Here is a 22425-nt window from a genome sequence, read left to right as displayed (position 1 = left end):
GTCCCAATCAAACACAATTGCTTTATATTTCACTTCTAAATCTCTTTAAAACACTCACCAAACAGGGTTCTAAGGGTGCTTTATAGGTAACACGTTCTTCAGTACTTGGATGAATAAATGCCAAAGAGTGTGCATGCAAAAATAATCGTTTGAGACCTAACTTGGAAGTTCTTTGGTCAAAATCTTTATCGCCGTACCTGTTATCAGCAGCAATCGGATGACCAGCGTGTAAACAATGTACTCGAATTTGGTGAGTACGGCCTGTGATGGGCGAAGCTTCTACTAACGTGGCATGGTTAAAAGATTCCAAAATACGATAACGTGTTTCTGATGGTTTACCCTCTTCATTAACCAAAACCACTCTTTCACCAGACTTTAAAGTATTTTTTAATAATGGCGCTTTCACCTTAAAACGATTAGCGGGCCATTCTCCAGCAACCAAGGCTTGATAACGTTTATCTACTTTTCGGTCCCTAAGCTGTTCATGCAGGCTTTTTAAAGCTGAACGTTTTTTAGCAATTAGTAGGCAACCCGAGGTATCGCGGTCTAGCCGGTGCACTAACTCTAAAAACTTTTGTTGTGGGCGCAATGCTCGAAGCGCTTCAATCACCCCGAAACTTAAACCACTGCCACCATGTACTGCTGTACCGGAGGGTTTGTTCAACACAATCAAACAGTCATCTTCGTACAAAATGTGATTTTCTAAACTTGATACTTTATTGAGTTTAGTAGAAGGTAAATCTGTAGGCTCAGATACGCGAACAGGGGGAATCCGCAACTCATCGTTGGGCTGTAATTTATACTCGGGCTTAACCCGTTTTTTGTTAACTCTCACTTCACCTTTGCGTAAAATGCGATAAATAAGGCTTTTAGGCACTCCTTTTAAGAAAGTGCGTAAAAAGTTATCTATCCTTTGCCCTTCAAGCTCAGGTTCGATAGTAACAAATTGTACTTTTTGAAATAATAAGTCAGTCATAGGTGCGTATTATAACTGAATTGCCATGGTAGATGTCCAGTATTTTAATGTCTTGCCAGTGTCAGTGCTTTAATGTGATAATAAAATCGTTTTAAAACATGTAATGAATGTTTAAAACAAACAGATGGATTAATCAGTTCTGTATGCAAAAACGACCAATTTGTCGTGCCTCGTTTATCATAAAGCGTGACTTGCAAGCCTAATACGGCTAGTCAACTGTGAAGTGAGTAACTTTTCGCAGGCTTGATTAAACAGAACCCTTACATCAGCGATATAATTAACCTATTGATCGCCATTGATGTAAAGAATACAAAAGAATTGACAAGATATTTGAAGAATGAGGTAGCCAGACAAGCATTCCTTTTTCGAATACAACTAAGTTTTAAAATAACGTATCAGTAAGCTAAACACGTAGCCTTGTTTAGCACCTATAAAATATAGGTAAAGTGTTAAAAAAAACAGTGCATTAAACAATTAATGGTAATAACACTTAGGCGCAAAAAAACTTAAACTTTTAGTATACAGCCGTGAGGTTGCATTGAATAATTGTCACATTACTGCGTAGTTCTTTACTTGTGGTGATCGGTACTTTACCGAGCTAACAAGAATGAAAAGAATGTTAATCAATGCCACTCAGCTAGAAGAATTGCGAGTTGCACTTGTAGATGGTCAGAAACTGTATGATTTGGACATTGAAAGTCCAGGTCACGAACAAAAAAATCCAATATTTATAAAGGTACTATTACCCGCGTAGAGCCTAGTTTAGAAGCTGCATTTGTCGATTACGGTGCAGATCGTCACGGTTTTCTTCCCTTAAAAGAAATTGCTAGAACTTACTTCCCTCAAGGTTATAGATTTGAAGGTCGCCCGAATATTAAAGAGGTGATCAAGGAAGGCCAAGAAGTCATTATTCAGATTGATAAAGAAGAACGCGGCCAAAAAGGCGCGGCTTTAACCACCTTTATTAGTCTTGCAGGTAGTTACCTAGTGTTAATGCCAAACAATCCTCGTGCTGGCGGTGTATCTCGACGAATCGAAGGCGATGAGCGTACTGAATTAAAAGCGGCATTGAGCGGTTTAGACCTTCCAGACGGCATGGGTTTGATCGTCAGAACCGCTGGGGTTGGTAAAACAACTGAAGAACTTGCATACGATCTTGATTACTTAGTATCAGGTTGGGGCCGCATTAAAGATATGGCCGACTCTCGCTCTGCTCCCTTCCTTATCCACCAAGAAAGTGATGTAGTAGTTCGTGCTATTAGAGATTATCTAAGACGCGATATTGGTGAGATTCTGATTGATAATGCTGTAGTCCATGAAAGAGCATTAAAACACGTTGAGCAGATGCGCCCAGACTATGCTAATCGCGTGAAACTTTATACTGGCGATGTACCTTTGTTCAGCCATTACCAAATCGAAAGTCAAATAGAATCAGCGTTCCAACGTGAAGTAAGGCTTCCTTCAGGCGGCTCAATAGTCATTGATCCTACCGAAGCGTTAATTTCAATAGATATCAACTCTGCCCGAGCGACTAAAGGTAGTGATATCGAAGAAACCGCTTTCAATACCAACCTTGAAGCGGCAGACGAAATTGCACGCCAGCTACGTTTACGTGATGCTGGCGGTTTAGTGGTTATCGACTTTATCGATATGACACCGGTTCGTCATCAACGTGAAGTCGAAAACCGCATGAAAGACGCCGTTAGAGGTGACAGAGCAAGAGTACAACTTGGCCGTATTTCACGCTTTGGTTTACTAGAAATGTCTCGTCAGCGTTTACGCCCTTCTTTAGGTGATTCAGCCAATAACGTGTGTCCAAGATGTAGTGGTCACGGTACGGTTCGTGGTACAGAGTCTTTAGCATTATCGGTGCTGCGTATCATGGAAGAAGAAAGCATCAAAGATAATACAGGGCAAATAGAAGCACAGTTACCTGTTAATGTTGCTACTTATTTATTAAATGAAAAACGTAATTCAGTTCGTAGTGTAGAAAAGCGTCATAGCGTACAGTTAGTTATTATTCCTAACCCGAATATGGAAACGCCGCAATATAGCGTTGCACGTAGACGCCCAGATGACGCGGTTCAGGAAATGAGTTATAACTTGCCATTAATTGAACAAGAAGAAAACATTACCGATAAAAATGTTGCTCCCGCGATGGCAAAAGAACAACCTGCGCTGCAAAGCCTGATTGCTCCTGAGCAGAAAAAAGCATCCCCTACTACTGCAGTTAAGTCTGAAAGCTTATTTGATAAAGCCAGCAAATGGATTTCTGGGTTGTTTAAAGCAGAGGAAGTGGTCGTTCCTAAAAAAACGACTCATACTCGAAATCAATCAACCAATCCGCGTCAAAACAGAAATGCACGCCCTGATAAAAACAAACGTAATAACAAAAATCACGAACGTAAAGAGAACGGTGAGCAATCTGCTAATCGTAACGAACGCTCTGATAAAAACGACAGAAACGAACGTACTGATCGTAAACCAAGAAACGATAACCGAAAACCACGTCGTGATGATAAACCTGTAGATGCAACACAAGATGCAGAAATGGTCACAAAACCCAACGCTCCAACACCAACAGCTGCACCGGTAAAGAAAAAAGAACAGGTAGCAGAACGCAGAAAACGCCGTGACACAAGACGAAGTGTTAGGGTTGATGATATTAATGACGAGCAAAATAAAGTCGTTGCTGATGTTCAAGAAACTCAGGCAGCCATCATTGAGAATCCTGAAACAGTGGTTCAAAATGATGCAGTTGTAGAGAATAAAGCGTCTACTGATCAAAAAACGGTTGCAACACCACAAGTAGACGCAGAACCTGCCTCTGAAACGACAGACGCTCAAGCAGTTAGCGACACAAATAAAGATGAAGAGTCTTCACCTCGTACTCGCAGTCGTCGTTCTCCAAGGCATATTCGAGCTGCAGGTCAAAAGCGTCGTAAAGAAGGTGACGAGAAAGACGAAGCAGTAAAATCTGAAACAGCTGATGCGTCTGAAGTCACACAAGACGAGCTACAATTTGATGAACCTGTAGCTGCGCCTAAAGTCGAAAAGACACCTGAAGTATTGGTTGCTGATGAAAAACCAGAGCAAGTTGCGATGGAATTAACATCTGAATCTGTTGACGTTATTGATTCGCCGAATCCAGTTACACAGCCAGATGAGAAACACACTTTACAGGAAAGTAAAGCGGCTGTTTCCGAGTCTGTAAAAGAAGACGTTGCTAAGCCAATCAAAAAAGAACCAGCCAAGAAAACGCCTAAAAAGGCTGCGTCTTTGAAAGTGACAGCAAAACCAGTCAAAAAGGAATCAGTTTCAGCTCCTATGGCTCGACCTGCATCAATTGATGATGCTTTTGTAGATGTCAAAATTGGTTCACTTGATGACGCTGCCAGACCAGAAGTTAAACGCTCTGGTAAGTCTGCTGTATATTCAAGTTCATCAAATGCAGCTGCGGCACCTGCGACTCGCCCTGGTTCGCAAAGCGAGTAAACTTAATACTCGTGAGAGTTTATAAAATGCCGCAAGACTTCACTGTGTTGCGGCATTTTTATTCATAGTCTAAGTGCTATTATGAGTTAATTACTGTATCCTCTTGCGACTATTTTTAGCTGTTTAAATTTCAATCTACGTTCAGACAAGGTCTGCGGCCTAGTCAAACAGTCTAAACCTGATATATATGCTAATCACCCTATTTGAGAATTATCTATGAGTTTTGCCGATCTAGGCCTTTCACCAAAAATTTTATCCGCTGTTGCCAGTAAAGGGTATACCACTCCCTCCCCCATTCAAGCTAAAGCCATACCAGCGGTATTGCAAGGAAGTGATGTAATGGCTGCTGCGCAAACAGGCACCGGAAAAACAGCTGGGTTCACTTTGCCCATATTACATTTATTGAGCAAAGGACAATCAGCTAGACCTAACCAAGCCAGGGCACTGATCCTCACTCCAACCAGAGAGTTGGCAGCACAAATTGCTGAAAGTGTGCAAACATATGGCAAAGACCTACCGTTAAAATCAGCCGTGGTATTTGGTGGTGTGGGTATTAATCCACAAATGATTAGATTACGTAAAGGTGTGGACATATTAGTCGCCACACCGGGACGTCTTCTCGACCTATACAACCAAAATGCAGTGAAGTTTAGCGAGTTAGAAATCCTTGTTATGGATGAGGCCGATCGCATGTTAGACATGGGCTTTATTCACGACATCAAAAAAATCATCAAATTGTTGCCGCAAAAACGTCAAAATTTAATGTTTTCAGCCACATTTTCAGACGATATTCGTAAATTAGCCAAAGGTTTAGTTAATAACCCAGTAGAAATATCGGTATCTCCAGCAAACACAACTGTCGATTTAGTTGAACAATGGGTATACCCGGTTGATAAAAGTAAAAAATCTCAACTGCTTACCCACTTAATTAAAGAAAATGATTGGCAACAGGTATTGGTTTTTAGTCGCACTAAACATGGTGCAAACCGAATAGCCAAACAACTAGAAGCGCATGGTATAAGTTCTGCAGCCATTCACGGCAACAAGAGTCAAGGCGCACGTACCAAAGCTCTCGCAGACTTTAAGCAAGGTAAAGTGAAAGCCTTGATTGCGACTGATATTGCTGCACGTGGTTTGGATATTGATCAATTACCGCAAGTCGTCAATTTTGATTTACCCAATGTACCCGAGGATTATGTGCATAGGATAGGACGAACGGGTCGCGCTGGGGCAACAGGTCAAGCCATATCGATGGTGACTCAAGATGAATTCAAGGAATTAGTCGATATAGAAATATTGATCAAACAACTTATTCAGCGAAAAATAACTCCCGGCTTTGAACCCACTCAGCCGCTACCTGAATCAAAGCTTGGTCAACGACCAATTAAAGCTAAAAAGCCAAAACAAGCTCAGTCTGGTCACAGAGATGGGCAACGTTCTGGACGTAATTCATCTGGTGGACAGCCACCTAAAAATAATCAGTCACGGAACAGAAGTAGAAGCCAATCCAGTGGCAACTCTGGAAATCGTTGATAATTTAAGCGTTAATAGTGCAGGTTATAACACCTGCACATTAAGAACCACAAACACTATGTATTTACAGTCAGTATTGTACTTCTCGCTATTTTAGACGCTACCCGCCAAAGCTGGTTAGTGTTTGTATCCCTAATTTCCCATACTCCCTTACCCCGCCACCGTTAGCTAGATGAATAACGATCGATGTACTGCATCGCAGCGTTATGATCCCCTTGCCATTCAGGTTAGTTTCCTTTAATCAGCGTGATCCCAGATTTTCAAGTGGACGGATTTATCAGCTTTACTGAGACAAAAAAAACCGGAAATAATTAAATTATCTCCGATTTAACTCCTATTTTCTCAAGACTAGTGTGTCTATATCTTAGAACTTATAACGAACACCTAACTGCACTTTCCATACAGAAGGAATTTTAGCGACACCAGGAACTGGCTGTGTAAAGTTACTGTAGACAAATTGACCACCATCAATAGCAACGTCGAGAACAGGTGCGTTAAACGGTTGATTGTAACTTTCCGCACGGCCCCAATCATCATTCAACATATTGCCAATATTTTCCAAATCGAGGATCACTTCAATAGCTTGATCATCGGTTATTTGAATTTCTTGCATTAAGCGTATATCAAAACGATGGATCCAATCGCTAGCACAAGCATGGCGTCTGGAAATAGTACCAGAATTACCGGATAAACAGCTCTCAGAGTCGATATAGGCAAAAAACGCATCCTTATCAAAACCTGCAGCATAGCTTACTAATGCATCATCTGGTCCGCTAGGAATATACAAAGACTGCGAATTAAATGCATTCCAATCGGCAAAGTCAGCTCCAGGAAAGCCCCCAAAAGTTTCAAGGGATGAGTTCATAGTATGGCTAAAGTGTCGCCCTGAACGCCCAGAATAAGCAACAGAGATAGTACTCAGGTTACCGGCAAATATTTCGTCACTCCATGTTATATTACTGGTAAATGAATGACGTACTTCATATTCTGAATTAAATTCTGTTTCAGATTGAAAGTCAGAATTTGCCGGCATAGCATATCCTTCAAAAGCGATAAAAGCGTTGCCCGGGTTAACTTCAGTTACATCCTGATAGGTGTAACCAATGTTAAAGTTATAATTTCCATGATCCGTATAGAAATTTTTTGCTGCCGAAAAGCTCCATACTTGTGAACCGCCTTTATCGGTGTTTTCCAATGATAAGTCAAAAGGACCGATTTCATTATAGATTGGACGACCGTCCGGTGCTGTATCCACCTTCTCGAAGTTTAGTTCACGGTAAATGCCCGCATTTTTTACCTTACTGATGATCGCATCTGCGGATAATAACCAGCTTTCACCTAAAATGCCTAGATCCTGATTACGCTCCATACCTAGGTTAATTTTCCACACGCTATTTATTTCGAAGTCTGGTGCAATTGAGTTAGTGTCACTGTCGCCACCACTAAAACCACCTGCAGCGAGGAAATCTAACACCTCTTGTGGTGTTCCTTTTCCATCAGAACAGCCACCAAAACATCCGGCAAAAGTCTTGCGTACACCATCATTGCCATAAGAATTGGATAACCATACATTTGGCCCACCACCACCAAATAAACCGAAGCCGCCGCGGATCACTGTATCGTCATCATAGGTATAGGTGAAACCGACTCGTGGCTCCAACAAATCCAGTCCATCAAAATTACCTTGATTACTGTAACCGTGCCTATCAACGAAATTTTGATTTAATGCCGGTAAATCATCATTACTATATTTCGTATAGCGCAAACCATAAGTAAGTGTTAATTCGTTTGTGGCCACCCACTTGTCTTGTAGATATATTGTATCAATATCATACTGAAATTCGTCTACTGCGCTCAACGCATCGCCATTCAAAGCATTTTGATAAACATGAAAGCCAACATTATTTTCAAAATCATCAATACTCGCAAATTGAGCAAAACCTAAAGAGCCAAATACAAATAAATTATAAATATCTAATTCATCATGTTCCCACCCTGCAGTAAGCATGTGGTCATCAGTTAGATAATAATCGCCTTTAATTTTCCAACTAAAACGTTCGTTTTCTAGTACATTCGCATGACGAAACTGATCAGGACCAATGAATAATGAACCGCCATTAGGCGTGCCTATCGAAAACTGTGAAAAATTGGCACCTAATAACGGATTTTGTGCAGTGGTCACTTTCTTATTAGACAATTTAAATTCCGTCGAAAAATCGTCGCTCCAATCTGAGAACACTTGTAAAACGATAGCTTCTAAGGTTTCAGCCTGATTATAACGGTTTGATTCGGCCGTTGCGGTTGCGGCACTAGGAAATGATTCAGCCCAAAAATCTCGAACCGTATTTCCTTCATTATCTTGGTAAGTTAATGACGCTCGATGATCTTCACTAATGTTCCAGTCTAATTTTAGCAGTAAATTTTCTGCTTCTTCCTCTTTTGGCACATCATAACCACCAATATCATAATTCCATACCTCGCTGGCAACCTGAGCGATACGATCGAAATCAGCCTGGCTGACTCCTCTACGCTCGTTTGCATCGATATTGCCATCAAGATTATCTAGCGAAAATTGATAAGGCGAAGTAGACTCAAATTTTTCATAAGCAGCAAAAAAGAACAATTTATCTTCAATTATCTTACCGCCAAGAGAAAACCCATAAGTATCTTCTTCAAACTCACCGATATTTAAATCTTGGCTTTTACTTTTATCGCCAATCAGCGAGTCATCTGAACGAAAGTAAAAAGCTGAACCATGAAACTCATTAGTCCCAGACTTTGTGACAATATTTATGTTACCGCCCTGAAATCCACCATAAGTAACGTCAATCGGCGCTATATTTACCGATAGTTGTTGGATAGCGTCCAAAGAAATGGGTGAGCGACGGCCTGGGTAACCATTTTTATTTAAACCAAAGTCATCATTTTGTTTAACACCATCTACTGTCAAACTATTGCCACGAATGTTGCCACCCGCTACAGATAACGCAGGGCCACCATCAACGGTGTTATCAACAACTATTTTTGAATCCCTTTTAAGTATCGATTTAAAGTCACGGCTGATGGCTGGAGCATTGATAATATCATTTTCAGTAAACTCAGTACCTGGCCCATTTTTAAAGGCTGCAGCCATACTAACGACGCCCCTCACTTCGATCACTTCCACTTGCGCGCCACTTGCCGAGGCTTGTAGAGAGACATTTGAGGTTTGGCCTAACTGCAAAAAAAGATCTGAAACAGCTTGTGCTTTATAGTTTGCTCCTTCCTGCAGTTTTACCTCATAAGGCCCCCCAACTTGTAAGCCACTGGATTGAAACACACCGTTTTCTGATGTGGTTAAAGTTTTGCGACTACCAGTAAGTGTATTGACAACTTCTACGGTGACGCCAACAACAGGATTACCTTGAACATCAACCACTTGCCCACGAAGACTAGATGAGGTGACTTGTGCCTCTACTTGGCTAGTTAACGCAAATGTTGCAGCAACAACCATTGCAATTCGGGTCATTCTTGTTATTTTGTGTGTGTGTTTTTTATTCATTAGTGTCTCGTCCTGTTGTTCGAAATGATATATTAGCTTTATTAAGACTTGTTATTTTAATTGCTGAACTAAAGACCGATGGCGTAATAAAAGCTATTAAATACTGACCATTTGGTCTGATCGCATAGTAGCTTCTACCCCCCTGCATATCAACAATATACATACATGTATTCACTCGAATAAAAGTGGCTAAGTAAGGTAAATTAACTATCTAAGATAAACATCAGCTTAGATACTGCTCTACGTATTGCAAGTCAGTATTCTATCCAGATGATTAGCAAAGTTTTTCCGATCATTTTGATTAAGTGGAGGTGGCCCACCAGATTGTTCGCCACTGGCCAGCATGGTATCCATAAAGTCACGGATATTAAGCCTAGAACGGATATTCTCAGTGGTAAACAACTCACCTCTTGAACTTAATACTTGTCCGCCTTTTTCGATTATTTCAGCAGCAAGGGGGATATCACTGGTAATCACTAAGTCATTATGTTCAATTTGCCTAACAATTTCGTCGTCAGCCACATCAAACCCAGCGCTGACTTGCATAGAGCGAATAAATTTAGACGGTGGTGTACGAATATATTGATTCGCCACAAAAATAGTTTCAATTTTTTTACGCTCTGCAGCTCGAAACAAAATATCTTTTATGACCACTGGACATGCATCAGCATCTACCCAAATTTTCAATGTAACACTCTCTTTTTTAAAATTAATCTTCTAGAACAGCTTTAGTCGATATTGACATCAATTGTTGTACTTTTTTATCTGTCAACAAACTCAAGTATTCTTCAGTTAGTTTAATTCTACATGACTTTTTTGACACATAGGCAAATGTTCAAATAATGTTTGTTGGATCTTTATGCTTGAAGCATTCGCTTTAATCTCTGTCATATTTTGTGTAGTTAGTTCAAGTTTTAATAGTTCTGCCAGTTTAGACAGTTTTGACAATGAAATAGCAGACGTTTTAGCTATGTTGTCTTAGAGCTTAAACACATCCTACATCTCATTTTTTAATGCTCTTGGTGTGTGACTGACCGAGATTGTTTTTCTTGTCATTAAATTTAACTCACTGTCTAACAGAACGTCCGATTTTTAAGATAAAGCCTCAATTTTCATTAATTGAAAAGGCCGCTCAGCCTATAGTTCATCTGTTAAAGTGCCAGTAGCACTAACACTCGAAGTGCTCAATACAGGTTCATCCACTATACTTGTATCTTCTGCGACAATATTATTTGGATGAATAAAATAATCTTTTTGAGTCATCAACAAAACACTTACAAGACCTAAAGAAGCCAACAATTAGAGCGGCCATAGTAATTATTTCAGAATCTAACTGCGCGCTAGGTTATTCACCTTGACGTTGTTTGTTGTTCTGATAAAACTCGCTAATTTTTTTACATGGGGTGATAAGTACAAAGGTTTACCCTTATTGTCTTTACTCATAAAATCTTACACCCCGTCTTAATGTGTAAACATTGGCGTAGATTTTTATAGGCATAACACAAACGGCTCTTATTGGATCCAAAGCTAGAATCTAGAACTGTTGCAATGCGTTTAACTGAAAGCCCAGCCTCTTCTTTTAACAAAAAACTGTCTTTTTAGGTTGGGGTAATCGACCAATAACTGTTTCAGAGATTCGGCGTCTCTTGCGGGTCAATTCAATTACCAGCTCGTTATCAATATGTGTCTGTTTGAATTGTTCATTATCCTCGGTTACTTCTGAGTCATAACTGCGAACCACAACCTTATTAACTACAGACAGATAACGCAAATGGTCGACTAATTTGTTGTGGGCCAAAGTATATAACTAAGTGGTAGGCTGTAATATTAACTTTTTCTATATATATTGATACAAATATTCTGCCAAACTAGGCTCAGAAATATGCCGTATAAAATGACGATACAGACCGCCTTTGTGTCTATTATATAAGGTTTCAAATGCCTGAAGAACTCCAGCGCTATAATGCAACATCAGGCTGGTGTCTGTTTTTCGTAAATAATCTGCTGACTCATCAATAGAGTGTAATGACTCAGCATAATGAGCTCTAGGGCACACAGGTTGTTTCAATAAGAAGTTAACAAAGTAGGTTTAGCCTCAATTTGCTGGCAAAACCTTGAAGATTCAATTTCACTGAATCCAAAGATTGCTCTGGCTGTCTAGGAATATTAACTTGTAAAGCAGCGCTGCTGCGATCCATGTTAATAAACTCGGCTCGATAGTCAAACTCATCTTTGCCTTTTGCGCCCTGTGCTAAATCGATAATGTGTTGATAACTCATATCTTGCCAATTATGACTCTGTTTTAATAAATGGGCAAACCCAACAACGCTAGTAGCAAACCTAAAGTCATCATTTTAAAGTCAGTGATTTGCCCCACCTCAACAGCTTGAAATATGAATAGGCTCTATTCACTATTAACAAGCCCGTAATGCATTTTAACCAAAGCTAACTCATCAGTAAATTGACCATTCGGTGTATTAGCAATATATTTTTTTGAGCCTGTTGATAACGTAAGGGGTTAAGATCATGATTGTTAGATGTATTTAAAGTTAGCTCAAACAAAGCAGTAATGTGTGACCTTCGCCAATATCACCCGCATCCACCTTGTCATTATTAAAACCTTCACACTTTAATGCACTATTTTCGAAACTTAACAAACGATATTATGCTACCAAATCAGGGTTAAATTACACTTGGATTTTAATGTCCTTAGCAATGGTTAATAAGTCTGGCGTTCATATCATCTACTGATACCTTTCGTGCATCATGAATAGTATCAATGTATTACCTGCATCGGCTAATTGCTCTGTTAGGTAGTCATTGTAATTACCTCGCCCAAAACCCAAAGTGATCAAGGCTATACCTTTGAGCCGTTTGTGTTTGATCAACTCAATTAATTGTTCATGATTGGTCATACCTACATTAAAATCACTATCTGTGGCTAAGATAACTCGGTTAAACCCAACCTTAAAGATACGGCTGAGAATGCTAAGCAGCTCGCTTATTCAAGTTTTGAAGACCAGCTATAGACTCATCAATCAAATCGACCTCTAGCGGTCGACTAACCGACATCTCTGACTTGGTTTGTTTTATCGATTGCTTTGTCGTCTTATTTTCATTTGTACCTGAACTGCATGCCACTGTGAGTGCGAGCAAGGCTGTACAAACTACGTAAATGTTGCAGACGAAATTTTCTTGCTCGGTTTTTTAAGGTTTTTCATACCAACGAATCAGTTAATCATTTAAACCAACAAATGGTGAATATCACTAAAGGTTGATATTAAAAACTTGTTTGTAATTTTCTTTATTCTACTAACCGACTGTTATATATGAGCTTTATTGAATTGGCATAGTCGATGCTAACTATCAAGCAACGAAATCTGATCATTACCTCAGATACACATACTCACTATTAACTTGTTTTTCAGGGACCCAAAAATGAAATCAATCATAAATGTAAAGAATAGTCGTAGATTACTGACGATATTGCCTATTCTTCTATCAGTTAGTCTTCTTAGTAGTTGTGGCGAAGCCGATGCATTAGGCAAGGACACCAAACAAGAACTAGTTATATCGGTCCCTGTGGAAGTTGCATCATTAACCATAGGTCATATATCTTCAAATTATGCTACAACAGCTGTATTAGAAGCTAAAGAAGAAGCATTTGTAGTACCAAGAGCCTCTGGGATCATTGAACATATCTATATAGAAGAAGGTGACTATGTAGAAAAAGGCCAAATATTGGCGCAAATAGAACCGCGCCGTTACCACTTGAACCTAGACCGAGCAAAAGCTAATTTAGTCGGCGTTGAGAAAGAATTAGCGAAGGTCAATAAGGTGCACCACAAAAAGTTAGTCAGTGACGACACTTATGACAAACTGACCGCTCAATATGAATCAGCAAAAGCCACCCGCGCCCTCGCTGAACTGGATTTAAAAGAAGCCACAATAGTAGCCCCTATAGCCGGTTACATTGCGGAACGGAATGCCAAAGTGGGAAATCTTAGTGAGTCTTTCCAGCGTGAAAAAATGTTCCATATTGTTCAACAAAAAGAATTGTATGGAATAGTCTATTTACCTGAAAAAGAACTCTCTAAAGTGCATAAAGATCAACAAGCTTCTTTAGACTTAACGGCATTCGATGGCGCTGATATTATTGCCTTTGTGGAACGTATTAGCCCAGTGATTGATTCAAAAACGGGGACGTTTAAAGTCACATTCCGTGTACCTAACCCTGATAACTTACTTATGTCAGGCATGTTTGCCCAAGTAAAATTAAATTACGACACCAAACAAAACGTGGTACTGCTTCCACGCAAAGCGCTGCTTGCCATAGACGACAGTGTGAATGTGTTTGTGGTTAAAGATGGCATCGCAAGTAAACAAGCCGTCACCGTAGGTTATCAAGAAGGTGAGTTAGTAGAAGTATTAAGCGGTTTATCAGGAACAGAAAAAGTTGTTATTACTGGGCATCAAAATCTCAGAGACCAATCCCCTGTAGAGTTGGTCAATGATGATGTTAACCACATCGAGCCTCTAGAGCTAGCCCAGAAAAACACCAGTCAGTTAGCTAACGGTTAGGGGCGGGCTATGAACATTGTTGATATAGCGGTCAAGCGACCCGTCACAGTATGGATGTTTACCTTCGCAATAATTTTATTTGGTATGGTTTCACTATCCCGTTTAGCAATAAACCTGTTACCAGAATTGTCCTACCCTACCCTGACCATCCGTACTGATTATATTGGCGCTGCGCCTGGCGAAATCGAACAACTGGTATCCAAACCGATTGAAGAGACCATCGGTGTAGTTAAAGGGGTGCGCACGGTCACTTCAACGTCTAAAGCCGGTCAATCTGATGTGTTACTCGAGTTTGATTGGGGTACAGATATGGACTTAGCCAGCTTGGAAGTGCGTGAAAAACTAGACACGTTACAATTACCTTTAGATATCAAAAAACCATTATTATTGCGCTTTAATCCTAGCTTAGACCCGGTTATGCGTTTTGGCCTAGGAGGCGCATCAGGTAAACAAGCTGTAACAGTCGAAACACTCACCAAGCCTTCAACATTAGCAGAAACCTCCCAAGTACAAGACAGTCAGCAAGTGGTACTAACCAGCCAGGGCATTAAAGCTCTACGTATCTATGCTGAAGAACAAATCAAACGGCAACTCGAATCAGTAGTCGGTGTAGCATCGGTCAAAGTGGGTGGTGGCTTAGAAAATGAAATTCAGGTGTTAGTAAACCAACAAAAAACCAGTCAACTAAACATTACCGTTAATGAAATCATTAAACGTTTAAAAGACGAAAACGTAAATTCATCTGGTGGCCGAGTAAAAGATGGCTCACAAGAATATTTAGTACGTACTTTAAATCAATTTCAAACCTTAGACGATATACGCAACCTATTTATTGCTAATCGGGAAGGCAAAAATATTCGTTTAGGCGACATTGCCATAGTGCAAGATGCTCACAAAGAGCCAACTTCTATAAATCGTTTTAATGGATTTAAAGGAGTGGAAATTGCCATTTATAAAGAAGGTGATGCAAACACTGTACAAGTAGCTGAAAACATACAGTTTCGTATTGCCCAGTTACAAGATGATATGCCCAGCCAATATCAATTGCAGTTGGTATACGACCAATCTAAGTTTATCTCCAGTGCTATTGATGAGGTAAAGTCAGCCGCTATTATCGGTGGTTTGCTAGCTATGTTGATGTTGTATTTGTTTCTCAAAAACATTTGGTCGACATTGATCATATCTATCTCTATTCCTGTCTCTATTATTGCGACTTTTAACCTTATGTATGGCAATGGTATTAGTCTTAACATCATGAGTTTGGGGGGTATCGCGCTAGCTATTGGCCTACTAGTAGATAACAGCATAGTGGTATTAGAAAACATTGCTCGGCATAAAACTAAAACCCAAAATTTTAAGCAAGCTGCAATCATAGGCACCAAAGAAGTATCGATGGCCATCATCGCTTCAACATTAACCACCATGGCAGTATTTTTTCCCTTAGTTTTTGTTGAGGGCATAGCTGGGCAACTGTTCAGTGATCAAGCGTTAACTGTTACCTTTGCCTTGGCGGCATCGTTAATTGTGGCACTCACATTGATCCCTATGTTGGCATCACGAGAAAAATCAACGGATGCAGCGAATAATGAGCACTCCTTAGATCTTGGTGAAAGCTTAGAAAAAACTATTCCAACATCAAAAATGGGCTGGTTATTTCATTACTTATCACTGCCTCTTTATTGGGTAGTGCAACTAATTTTCCATTTTATTCCTTTTCTGATTACATCTTTAATTATTTTGTTGTTCAGAGTGTTAAGCAAAGTGTTGGGAACGTTATTCCGTCCGCTATTATGGATATTTGATAAAAGTTTTGTGCAAATCGAAAAAATTTATTTAGCTGCGCTTAAACATGCATTAGATGCTCGCCTGATGGTGTTAACTGCCGTTATAAGCGTTTCTTTGGCATCGGTGTTGTTATTACCTAAGCTTGGTATGGAGCTGATACCTGATATGTCCCAAGGTGAGTTTTTTGTAGAAATCAATTTACCCACAGGCTCTCAATTAGAAAATACCGATCGAGTGATTGCTGACTTAGCTATCTTTACTGCTGACCTTGAAGGTGTAGCTCGTACTTATGCTTTAGCGGGAACGGGAAGTTTAATGAATGTATCAGCCAGTCAAGGGGGTGAATATTGGGGCAAGCTAAATGTGGTAATGCAAACGTCTAGTTCTGCTCAGACAAATCAGCGAGTAATGCATGAAATGCGCGATTATTTATCAAAACAAGCAGGGGTTCAGAGTAAGTTTGGTAAACCTGCATTGTTTACCTTTGCGACACCTTTGGCTGTGCAAATCATAGGTTATGATCTTGAAAACCTAGTTAAATATAGTCAGAGGATGGAGGCTATTATGCAAGGCGACAAACGATTCGCCGATGTAAAATCCTCATTACAATCAGGGAATCCAGAGCTTAAAATTAAATTCGACCATGGAAAATTGGCTCAACTCGGTATTAATGCACCCGATGTAGCTAAACTGCTTTCTGTACAAATTGGTGGCGAAGTGGCGACCAAATACAGTATTGAAGACAGAAAAGTCGATATTTTAGTCAGAACCATTGAACAACAACGTGATTCCATTGCTGATATTGGGCAATTAATTGTGAATCCTGGTGCCAGTCCAGCAATCCCTTTGGCAGCTGTGGCAGATATTAGTATGTCAATTGGTCCAAGTGAAATAACGCGTATAGGTCAAGAGCGAGTTGCAGTTATATCAGCTAATTTGCATTATGGTGACTTAAATGAAGCAGTATTAGCGGTGCAACAACATATAGATACCTTAAAATTGCCGTTAAACATGCAAGCCAAAGTAGCCGGACAGAGTGAAGAAATGGAAAACAGTTTCCAATCTTTACTATTTGCTTTAGCACTGGCTATATTTTTAGTGTATCTGGTCATGGCTTCTCAATTTGAGTCATTGTTGCACCCACTACTGATTTTATTGACCGTGCCTTTAGCCTGTGCGGGCTCTATCTATGGATTGTACCTATCAGGCACCAATATTAGTGTTGTGGTATTTATCGGACTAATTATGTTAGCAGGTATCGTAGTTAATAACGCCATAGTGCTAATCGACCGAATTAACCAATTGCGTGTAACAGGGCTACAAAAAACTGCGGCTATCATCGAGGCGGCTCAAAGTCGACTTCGACCCATTTTAATGACCACTTTGACGACTTCATTAGGTTTATTACCTATGGCAATTGGCTTAGGGGATGGAGCTGAAATTCGCACACCTATGGCTGTTACCGTCATTTATGGATTACTCTTCGCCACCCTTCTGACCTTATTTTTTATCCCCGTTATCTACAGTTTATTTGACCGTAAAAAATTTGAACGAAAAGAGCTCGACCCACAAGCTGAGGAATTACCAATAAGCACAAATAAAGAGGAGACAACTTATGGATAAGTTTGAAAGTGCGGGTTCAGCATTAGCGGATTTTGCGATACGTCGCCCAGTTACTATCATGATGTTGTTTTTATCTCTGTTGGTATTTGGGATTATATCCAGTCAGCTATTGCCACTGGAAAAATTTCCCAGCATTGATATCCCTGAAATCGCAATTCGTATTCCTTACAATGATGCCACGCCGGTGGAAGTGGAAAAAATGATCACACGGCCGGTAGAAGAAGCATTAGCCACCATGTCTGGCATCAAACGTTTGCGTTCTCGTTCATCTGAAGACGGTGCTGAAATTCAATTACAATTTGCATGGGATGAGAACCTCAAAGCAAAAGGCATTGAAGCCAGAGAAAAAATAGATGCCATACGGGCAGATCTTCCTACTGATGTCGAACGTGTTTTGGTTTACCAATTTAACACTAACGACATGCCGATTTTTTCGTTGCGGGTATCTAGTGAACGTGACTTATCTAGTGCCTACGATTTACTTGACCGAAACTTAAAACGCCCACTCGAAAGAGTCGCTGGGGTGTCTAAAGTCGAACTTTATGGGGTTACAAAAAAACAAATATCTATTCGTCTAGATCAACAGCTAATGGCATCACTGCAAATAGATACCAATGAATTAGCCAATTCTTTAAGTAATGCTAATTTTTCCCTAACCGCTGGGAGTTTTGTTGACTCAGGTATTCAACAAAAGATCACGGTCAATCCCCAAGGTGAATTTACTAGCTTGCAGGAAATCCGTGATTTGATGGTTAAAAAGGGTGTACGCCTGAGCGATATTGCCTTGGTTAAATACGAAAAACCCAAACGCATTGAAGGTCGGCATTTGGACCAGTCCTATGCAGTAGGATTTAACATTTTTCGGGAGTCGACCAGTAACATGGTTGAGGTCTCCAGTGAAGTTTTAAAGGTGATTGATGATGCCAATTCAAATCCAGCATTTAATGGCATACACTTATTTATTATGCAGAACGAAGCAGAAAGCGTCACCAAATCCCTTTCTGATTTACTCACGGCAGGCATGATTGGAGCATTGTTATCGTTACTAGTGCTTTACGCCTTTTTACGTAATGTGACCAGTACTTTACTGGTGGTGTTATCGGTACCTTTTAGTATTTGTATTACCTTAGGTTGCATGTACATGATGGGTTATACCATCAACATTTTATCTATGATGGGCCTGATGTTAGCAGTAGGCATGTTGGTTGATAATGCCGTGGTGGTCACTGAAAGTATCACACAAGAAAAAGCCAAAAACCCTGATGTTGTTGCCGCCACTAAAGCCGGGGTGGCCAAGGTAAGCTTAGCCGTCATAGCAGGCACTATTACCACTGCGATTGTTTTTTTACCTAATATTGTCGGTGCCAAGGTGAACATCACTATATTTTTAGAGCATGTTGCCATTGCAATATGTATCTCGTTATTTGCGTCATTACTCATATCTCAAACGCTTATCCCTCTACTGTCCACTAAAATCAAATCGAAAGTATCGAAAAGCGACCATCACACCCAACCAAAACCAGCTGGGAAAATAGCATTGTGGTATAAAAGTATTCTTATTTGGACGCTTAAAAATCAAGGTAAGACCAGCTTAATCGCATTGTTGATCCTTGCGAGTACAGCACTGCCAATGCAGCACGTCACCAGTGATGATGATAACGACAACGACCAGAATCGCGTATGGATGAACTATGATATTCAGGGCAGTTTTAGCTTGGAAGAAGTTGAAAAAACAGTTAGCAAAATGGAAAAGTATCTATATGCCAATCAACAGAAATTTCACATTAAACAGGTTTATACCTATTACACCGCTGGTTTTGCCGTATCGGGTATTACCTTAATAGATGATTTGCCCGTGTCACAATCAGAAGTGAAAAAACAAATCACTGAAAGCCTGCCTAAGTTTGTCAGGGCAAAACCTTCGTTCCAATGGGAGCAAGGAAACGGTGGTGGCATTGAAATGACGGTAATAGGCGATTCATCCGAAAGACTAGAGCAAATTGCTGAGCAAATCATTCCAATATTGGCGAATATAAAAGGGTTGTCACAAGTCAAAACGGATACTAGCCGACAAAAACAGGAATTACAGATTGTTATAGACAGGCAAAAGGCGTTTCGTTTTGGGTTAAATAGTAATGATATTTCTCGTGTTGTCTCTACCGCACTGCGCGGTGCTAACCTGCGCACTTTTCGCTATGGCGACAGCGGTGAAGTAGATATTCGTTTGATGTACGACCAAGCTTTACAAAATTCAGTAAACGCTCTGAAAAACTTAACGATCACTCGCAGTTTAGGTCAAAATGTCACATTGGATATGATTGCTAAACTAACAGTCAAACCAAGACTCTCAGAAATTAACCGTAGCTATCGTCAAACATCCATTACCATTGGCGGCAATTTACAAGACGGTTTTACCTTAGAAGATGCACAAAAAAGTATTCAAGGCGTGATGCAGCACATCAAATTACCCACAGGCTACGATTGGACATTTGATGGCAGCATTAAACGCCAAACTCAAAACGAAGATGCGATGCAAACCAATATGTTATTGGCCTTAATTATGATTTATATTGTGATGGCAGCATTATTCGAATCATTACTTTTACCTACAGCAGTCATCACCTCATTGTTGTTTTCCATGACAGGCGTATTTTGGGCCTTGTTTGCAGCAGGTTTGCCGATGTCAATTATGAGTATGATTGGTATGTTAATACTAATGGGAATAGTGGTAAACAATGGCATCGTGCTGGTGGATAGAATAAATCAGCTAATCAATGTGGGCTTCGCGGTGCAACAAGCAATCATAGAAGCATGCTTAACACGTGTTAAGCCAATACTAATGACTGTATCTACCACTGTATTAGGCTTAGTGCCAATGGCAATAGGGAGCACGAGAATTGGAGGCGATGGTCCACCCTATTCACCCATGGCAATTTCGATTATTGGAGGGTTGATATTTTCTACATTAACCAGTTTAGTATTAGTGCCATTAGCCTACTTGTTGCTGCTTAAGCTGAGGTCAAAAACCCTAGAAATGATCAGTAACAGCAAACGAATGATCACTCGAGTCATCAGTATTTAACCAGCCGGAGAAAATCATGAATAAGTTAAGCAGATGGATCATATTACCGCTACTAACTATAGCCGTTATATTCTTTTATAGCATTGGCAACTCTTCCACTTTAATTATGTTCTTATTGCTTGGTTTTATATTTGAGTTAGCCTTCTGGTTAAGAGCTTTCCCAAGGAAAAGCCCTCATCCTAAAACCAGAAGCAACGGATAAGCTTTACTTTTCTAACACCTCAGACAACAGGTTAATAGCCTGTTGTTCTGCATCATCTAATTTACCATCCGCAATAGCGACTTCCCTGACTAATTTCATGGCTTGTTGCTTCATATCCGCATCAATCAACAACTTGGCCCTGTGAGTTAGATAATCGTCAGTGCTGTTAGTTTTAATAGCGGCGTAACATTTGATTAGAGCGGTGTTGTAATACTCTTCTTTAAATACCTCTGCGCTCCATTTGATGGTATCAAGCCAGTTACGCATAAATTCAGTTTCTTGTTCAGTAATGACTCCGTCAGCAACAGTTAAAAATAATACTAAATCGAACAATGCTTCACGTTGCTGTTGATCTTGGCAACGCCCCATATCGATTGTATAAACGAATCAAATTTCATCTGTCACCTCTTAAAAATAAAATACCTAATCATCAAAAGTTAGAATTTAAGTGAAGCTTTGTGTACAAGCTAAATTGAGAATTAGCTTGCTATGGTTTAGGCTAACGCAAATTTTATTCTGCGTAACTATTAGTTGGACTCAACATGCTAAAAAATGACCCTAACCCTGAATATTTAGCGGCAAGTGATCGATATGAAAACATGTCCTACCGTCGATGCGGTAAAAGCGGCCTTAAATTACCCGTATTATCGTTAGGATTGTGGCAAAATTTTGGTGCCACAGACTCTCCTAAAAATGCTCAAAACATGTTACATCGTGCATTTGATTTAGGTATTAATCATTTTGATTTAGCCAATAATTATGGTCCTCCTTTTGGTTCTGCCGAATCTACTTTTGGTCAGGTTATGGCAAAAAGCTTTAAACCGTATAGAGATGAAATGCTCATATCCAGTAAAGCGGGTTACGATATGTGGGCTGGACCTTACGGTATTGGTGGTTCAAGAAAATATTTAATCGCTAGCTGCGACCAAAGTTTAAAACGCACCGGGCTTGATTATTTTGATGTATTTTATTCACACTGTTATGACCCCGACACTCCGCTTGAAGAAACCATGCAAGCATTAGATTATATTGTTCGTTCCGGACGTGCTTTATATGCAGGCGTTTCAAGCTATTCGCCGGTTCATACCAAACAGGCCATTCGTATATTACAAGATTTAGGCACCCCAATGCTGATTCATCAGCCAAGTTACAATATGTTTGATAGATGGATAGAAGATGGATTGACAGACGTTTTATTGGAGGAAGGGGTCGGCTCGATTGTATTCTCTCCATTGGCTCAAGGTTTTTTAACTAATAAGTATCTTAAAGGTGTTCCAAAAGATTCACGGGCATCACGCAGCGAACAGATTTATTTTACCGAGGACAGTATCAGTCAAGAAAAAGTCGCCAAGGTGGTTCAGCTCAAATGCATTAGCTGAACAAAGAGGACAATCACTTGCACAAATGGCAGTCGCTTGGGTACTTAACAATCAAGCGGTAACAAGCGCCATTATTGGTGCCAGTAAAGTCAGTCAAATTGAAGACTGTGTGGCGGCCTTAAATAACTTAGAATTTACTCAACAAGAGTTAATTCACATCGATAATATTTTAGGAAAGTAATTTTCCAATACGCTAAGCTATTATTAATCCCAAAACCCGTACGTTAT

At 40.0% G+C, this 22425-nt stretch carries 11 protein-coding genes and 3 pseudogenes; 6 read left to right on the top strand and 8 right to left on the bottom strand.

Annotation, left to right across the window (positions count from 1 at the left end; all coding sequences use genetic code 11):
- Positions 1-22 precede the first annotated feature (22 nt).
- Positions 23-976, bottom strand: a complete 954-nt coding sequence (gene rluC, locus C427_RS11540; RefSeq protein ID WP_007635469.1) for a 23S rRNA pseudouridine(955/2504/2580) synthase RluC — start codon at positions 974-976, stop codon at positions 23-25.
- Between the two features lie 616 nt (positions 977-1592).
- Here rluC and rne point away from each other — a divergent pair.
- A pseudogene (gene rne / locus C427_RS11530) lies at positions 1593-4471 on the top strand (ribonuclease E).
- A gap of 216 nt (positions 4472-4687) precedes the next feature.
- Positions 4688-6004 carry a DEAD/DEAH box helicase gene (locus tag C427_RS11525; protein WP_007635467.1) on the top strand — a complete coding sequence of 439 codons (1317 nt, stop codon included), beginning with the start codon at positions 4688-4690 and terminating at the stop codon, positions 6002-6004.
- Positions 6005-6368: 364 nt separating this feature from the next.
- Here the strand turns inward: C427_RS11525 and C427_RS11520 are convergent, their stop codons facing one another.
- The 6 genes and pseudogenes from C427_RS11520 to C427_RS28525 form a co-directional block, all read right to left on the bottom strand.
- A complete protein-coding gene (locus C427_RS11520; protein WP_007635466.1) occupies positions 6369-9545 on the bottom strand; it encodes a TonB-dependent receptor in 3177 nt (1058 codons plus the stop codon).
- A gap of 240 nt (positions 9546-9785) precedes the next feature.
- Complete coding sequence (locus C427_RS11515) at positions 9786-10232, bottom strand: YaiI/YqxD family protein (protein ID WP_007635465.1); 447 nt, start codon at positions 10230-10232, stop codon at positions 9786-9788.
- 892 nt (positions 10233-11124) lie between these two features.
- The gene (locus tag C427_RS11510) at positions 11125-11343 is read right to left on the bottom strand and encodes a hypothetical protein (RefSeq protein WP_007635458.1); all 219 of its coding nucleotides are present in this window, start codon (positions 11341-11343) and stop codon (positions 11125-11127) included.
- A gap of 277 nt (positions 11344-11620) precedes the next feature.
- Positions 11621-11836, bottom strand: a pseudogene (locus C427_RS11500) (VWA domain-containing protein); the annotation flags it as partial.
- A 258-nt stretch (positions 11837-12094) separates the two neighbouring features.
- Positions 12095-12202: a YfbK domain-containing protein gene (locus C427_RS28530; RefSeq protein ID WP_307528076.1), complete on the bottom strand. Its 108-nt coding sequence runs from the start codon at positions 12200-12202 to the stop codon at positions 12095-12097.
- Between the two features lie 87 nt (positions 12203-12289).
- Positions 12290-12460 (bottom strand): hypothetical protein, encoded by a 171-nt coding sequence (locus C427_RS28525; RefSeq protein ID WP_007635452.1) that lies wholly within the window; start codon positions 12458-12460, stop codon positions 12290-12292.
- Positions 12461-12983: 523 nt separating this feature from the next.
- Here C427_RS28525 and C427_RS11495 point away from each other — a divergent pair.
- The 3 genes from C427_RS11495 to C427_RS11485 are packed head-to-tail and all read left to right on the top strand — an operon-like array spanning position 12984 to position 20616.
- On the top strand, positions 12984-14126 hold the full coding sequence (locus tag C427_RS11495; RefSeq protein ID WP_007635450.1) for an efflux RND transporter periplasmic adaptor subunit: 1143 nt from the start codon (positions 12984-12986) through the stop codon (positions 14124-14126).
- Between the two features lie 9 nt (positions 14127-14135).
- Entirely contained in the window at positions 14136-17534 is a 3399-nt protein-coding gene (locus C427_RS11490) for an efflux RND transporter permease subunit (RefSeq protein ID WP_007635443.1), read from the top strand.
- Entirely contained in the window at positions 17527-20616 is a 3090-nt protein-coding gene (locus tag C427_RS11485) for an efflux RND transporter permease subunit (RefSeq protein ID WP_007635441.1), read from the top strand. Before C427_RS11490 ends, C427_RS11485 begins: the two co-directional genes overlap by 8 nt.
- A gap of 205 nt (positions 20617-20821) precedes the next feature.
- On the opposite strand, the gene C427_RS11480 is transcribed toward C427_RS11485, so the two are convergent.
- Entirely contained in the window at positions 20822-21187 is a 366-nt protein-coding gene (locus C427_RS11480; RefSeq protein ID WP_007635439.1) for a tellurite resistance TerB family protein, read from the bottom strand.
- A gap of 173 nt (positions 21188-21360) precedes the next feature.
- Here C427_RS11480 and C427_RS11475 point away from each other — a divergent pair.
- Positions 21361-22378, top strand: a pseudogene (locus tag C427_RS11475) (aldo/keto reductase).
- Positions 22379-22425: the final 47 nt, after the last annotated feature.

Origin of the sequence: Paraglaciecola psychrophila 170 (assembly GCF_000347635.1) — a bacterium.
GTDB classification, from domain to species: Bacteria; Pseudomonadota; Gammaproteobacteria; order Enterobacterales; family Alteromonadaceae; genus Paraglaciecola; species Paraglaciecola psychrophila.
Note: the sequence above shows the minus strand (reverse complement) of the source record. Positions and strands in the feature narration are given on the sequence as shown.

What these genes read in the sequence shown, in the direction of transcription:
- C427_RS28525 (WP_007635452.1), bottom strand. Translation starts at nt 12,460, where the DNA reads ATGACCAATCATGAACAATTAATTGAGTTGATCAAACACAAACGGCTC.
- C427_RS11480 (WP_007635439.1), bottom strand. Translation starts at nt 21,187, where the DNA reads ATGGGGCGTTGCCAAGATCAACAGCAACGTGAAGCATTGTTCGATTTA.
- C427_RS11520 (WP_007635466.1), bottom strand. Translation starts at nt 9,545, where the DNA reads ATGAATAAAAAACACACACACAAAATAACAAGAATGACCCGAATTGCA.
- C427_RS11485 (WP_007635441.1), top strand. Translation starts at nt 17,527, where the DNA reads ATGGATAAGTTTGAAAGTGCGGGTTCAGCATTAGCGGATTTTGCGATA.
- C427_RS11495 (WP_007635450.1), top strand. Translation starts at nt 12,984, where the DNA reads ATGAAATCAATCATAAATGTAAAGAATAGTCGTAGATTACTGACGATA.
- rluC (WP_007635469.1), bottom strand. Translation starts at nt 976, where the DNA reads ATGACTGACTTATTATTTCAAAAAGTACAATTTGTTACTATCGAACCT.
- C427_RS11525 (WP_007635467.1), top strand. Translation starts at nt 4,688, where the DNA reads ATGAGTTTTGCCGATCTAGGCCTTTCACCAAAAATTTTATCCGCTGTT.
- C427_RS11490 (WP_007635443.1), top strand. Translation starts at nt 14,136, where the DNA reads ATGAACATTGTTGATATAGCGGTCAAGCGACCCGTCACAGTATGGATG.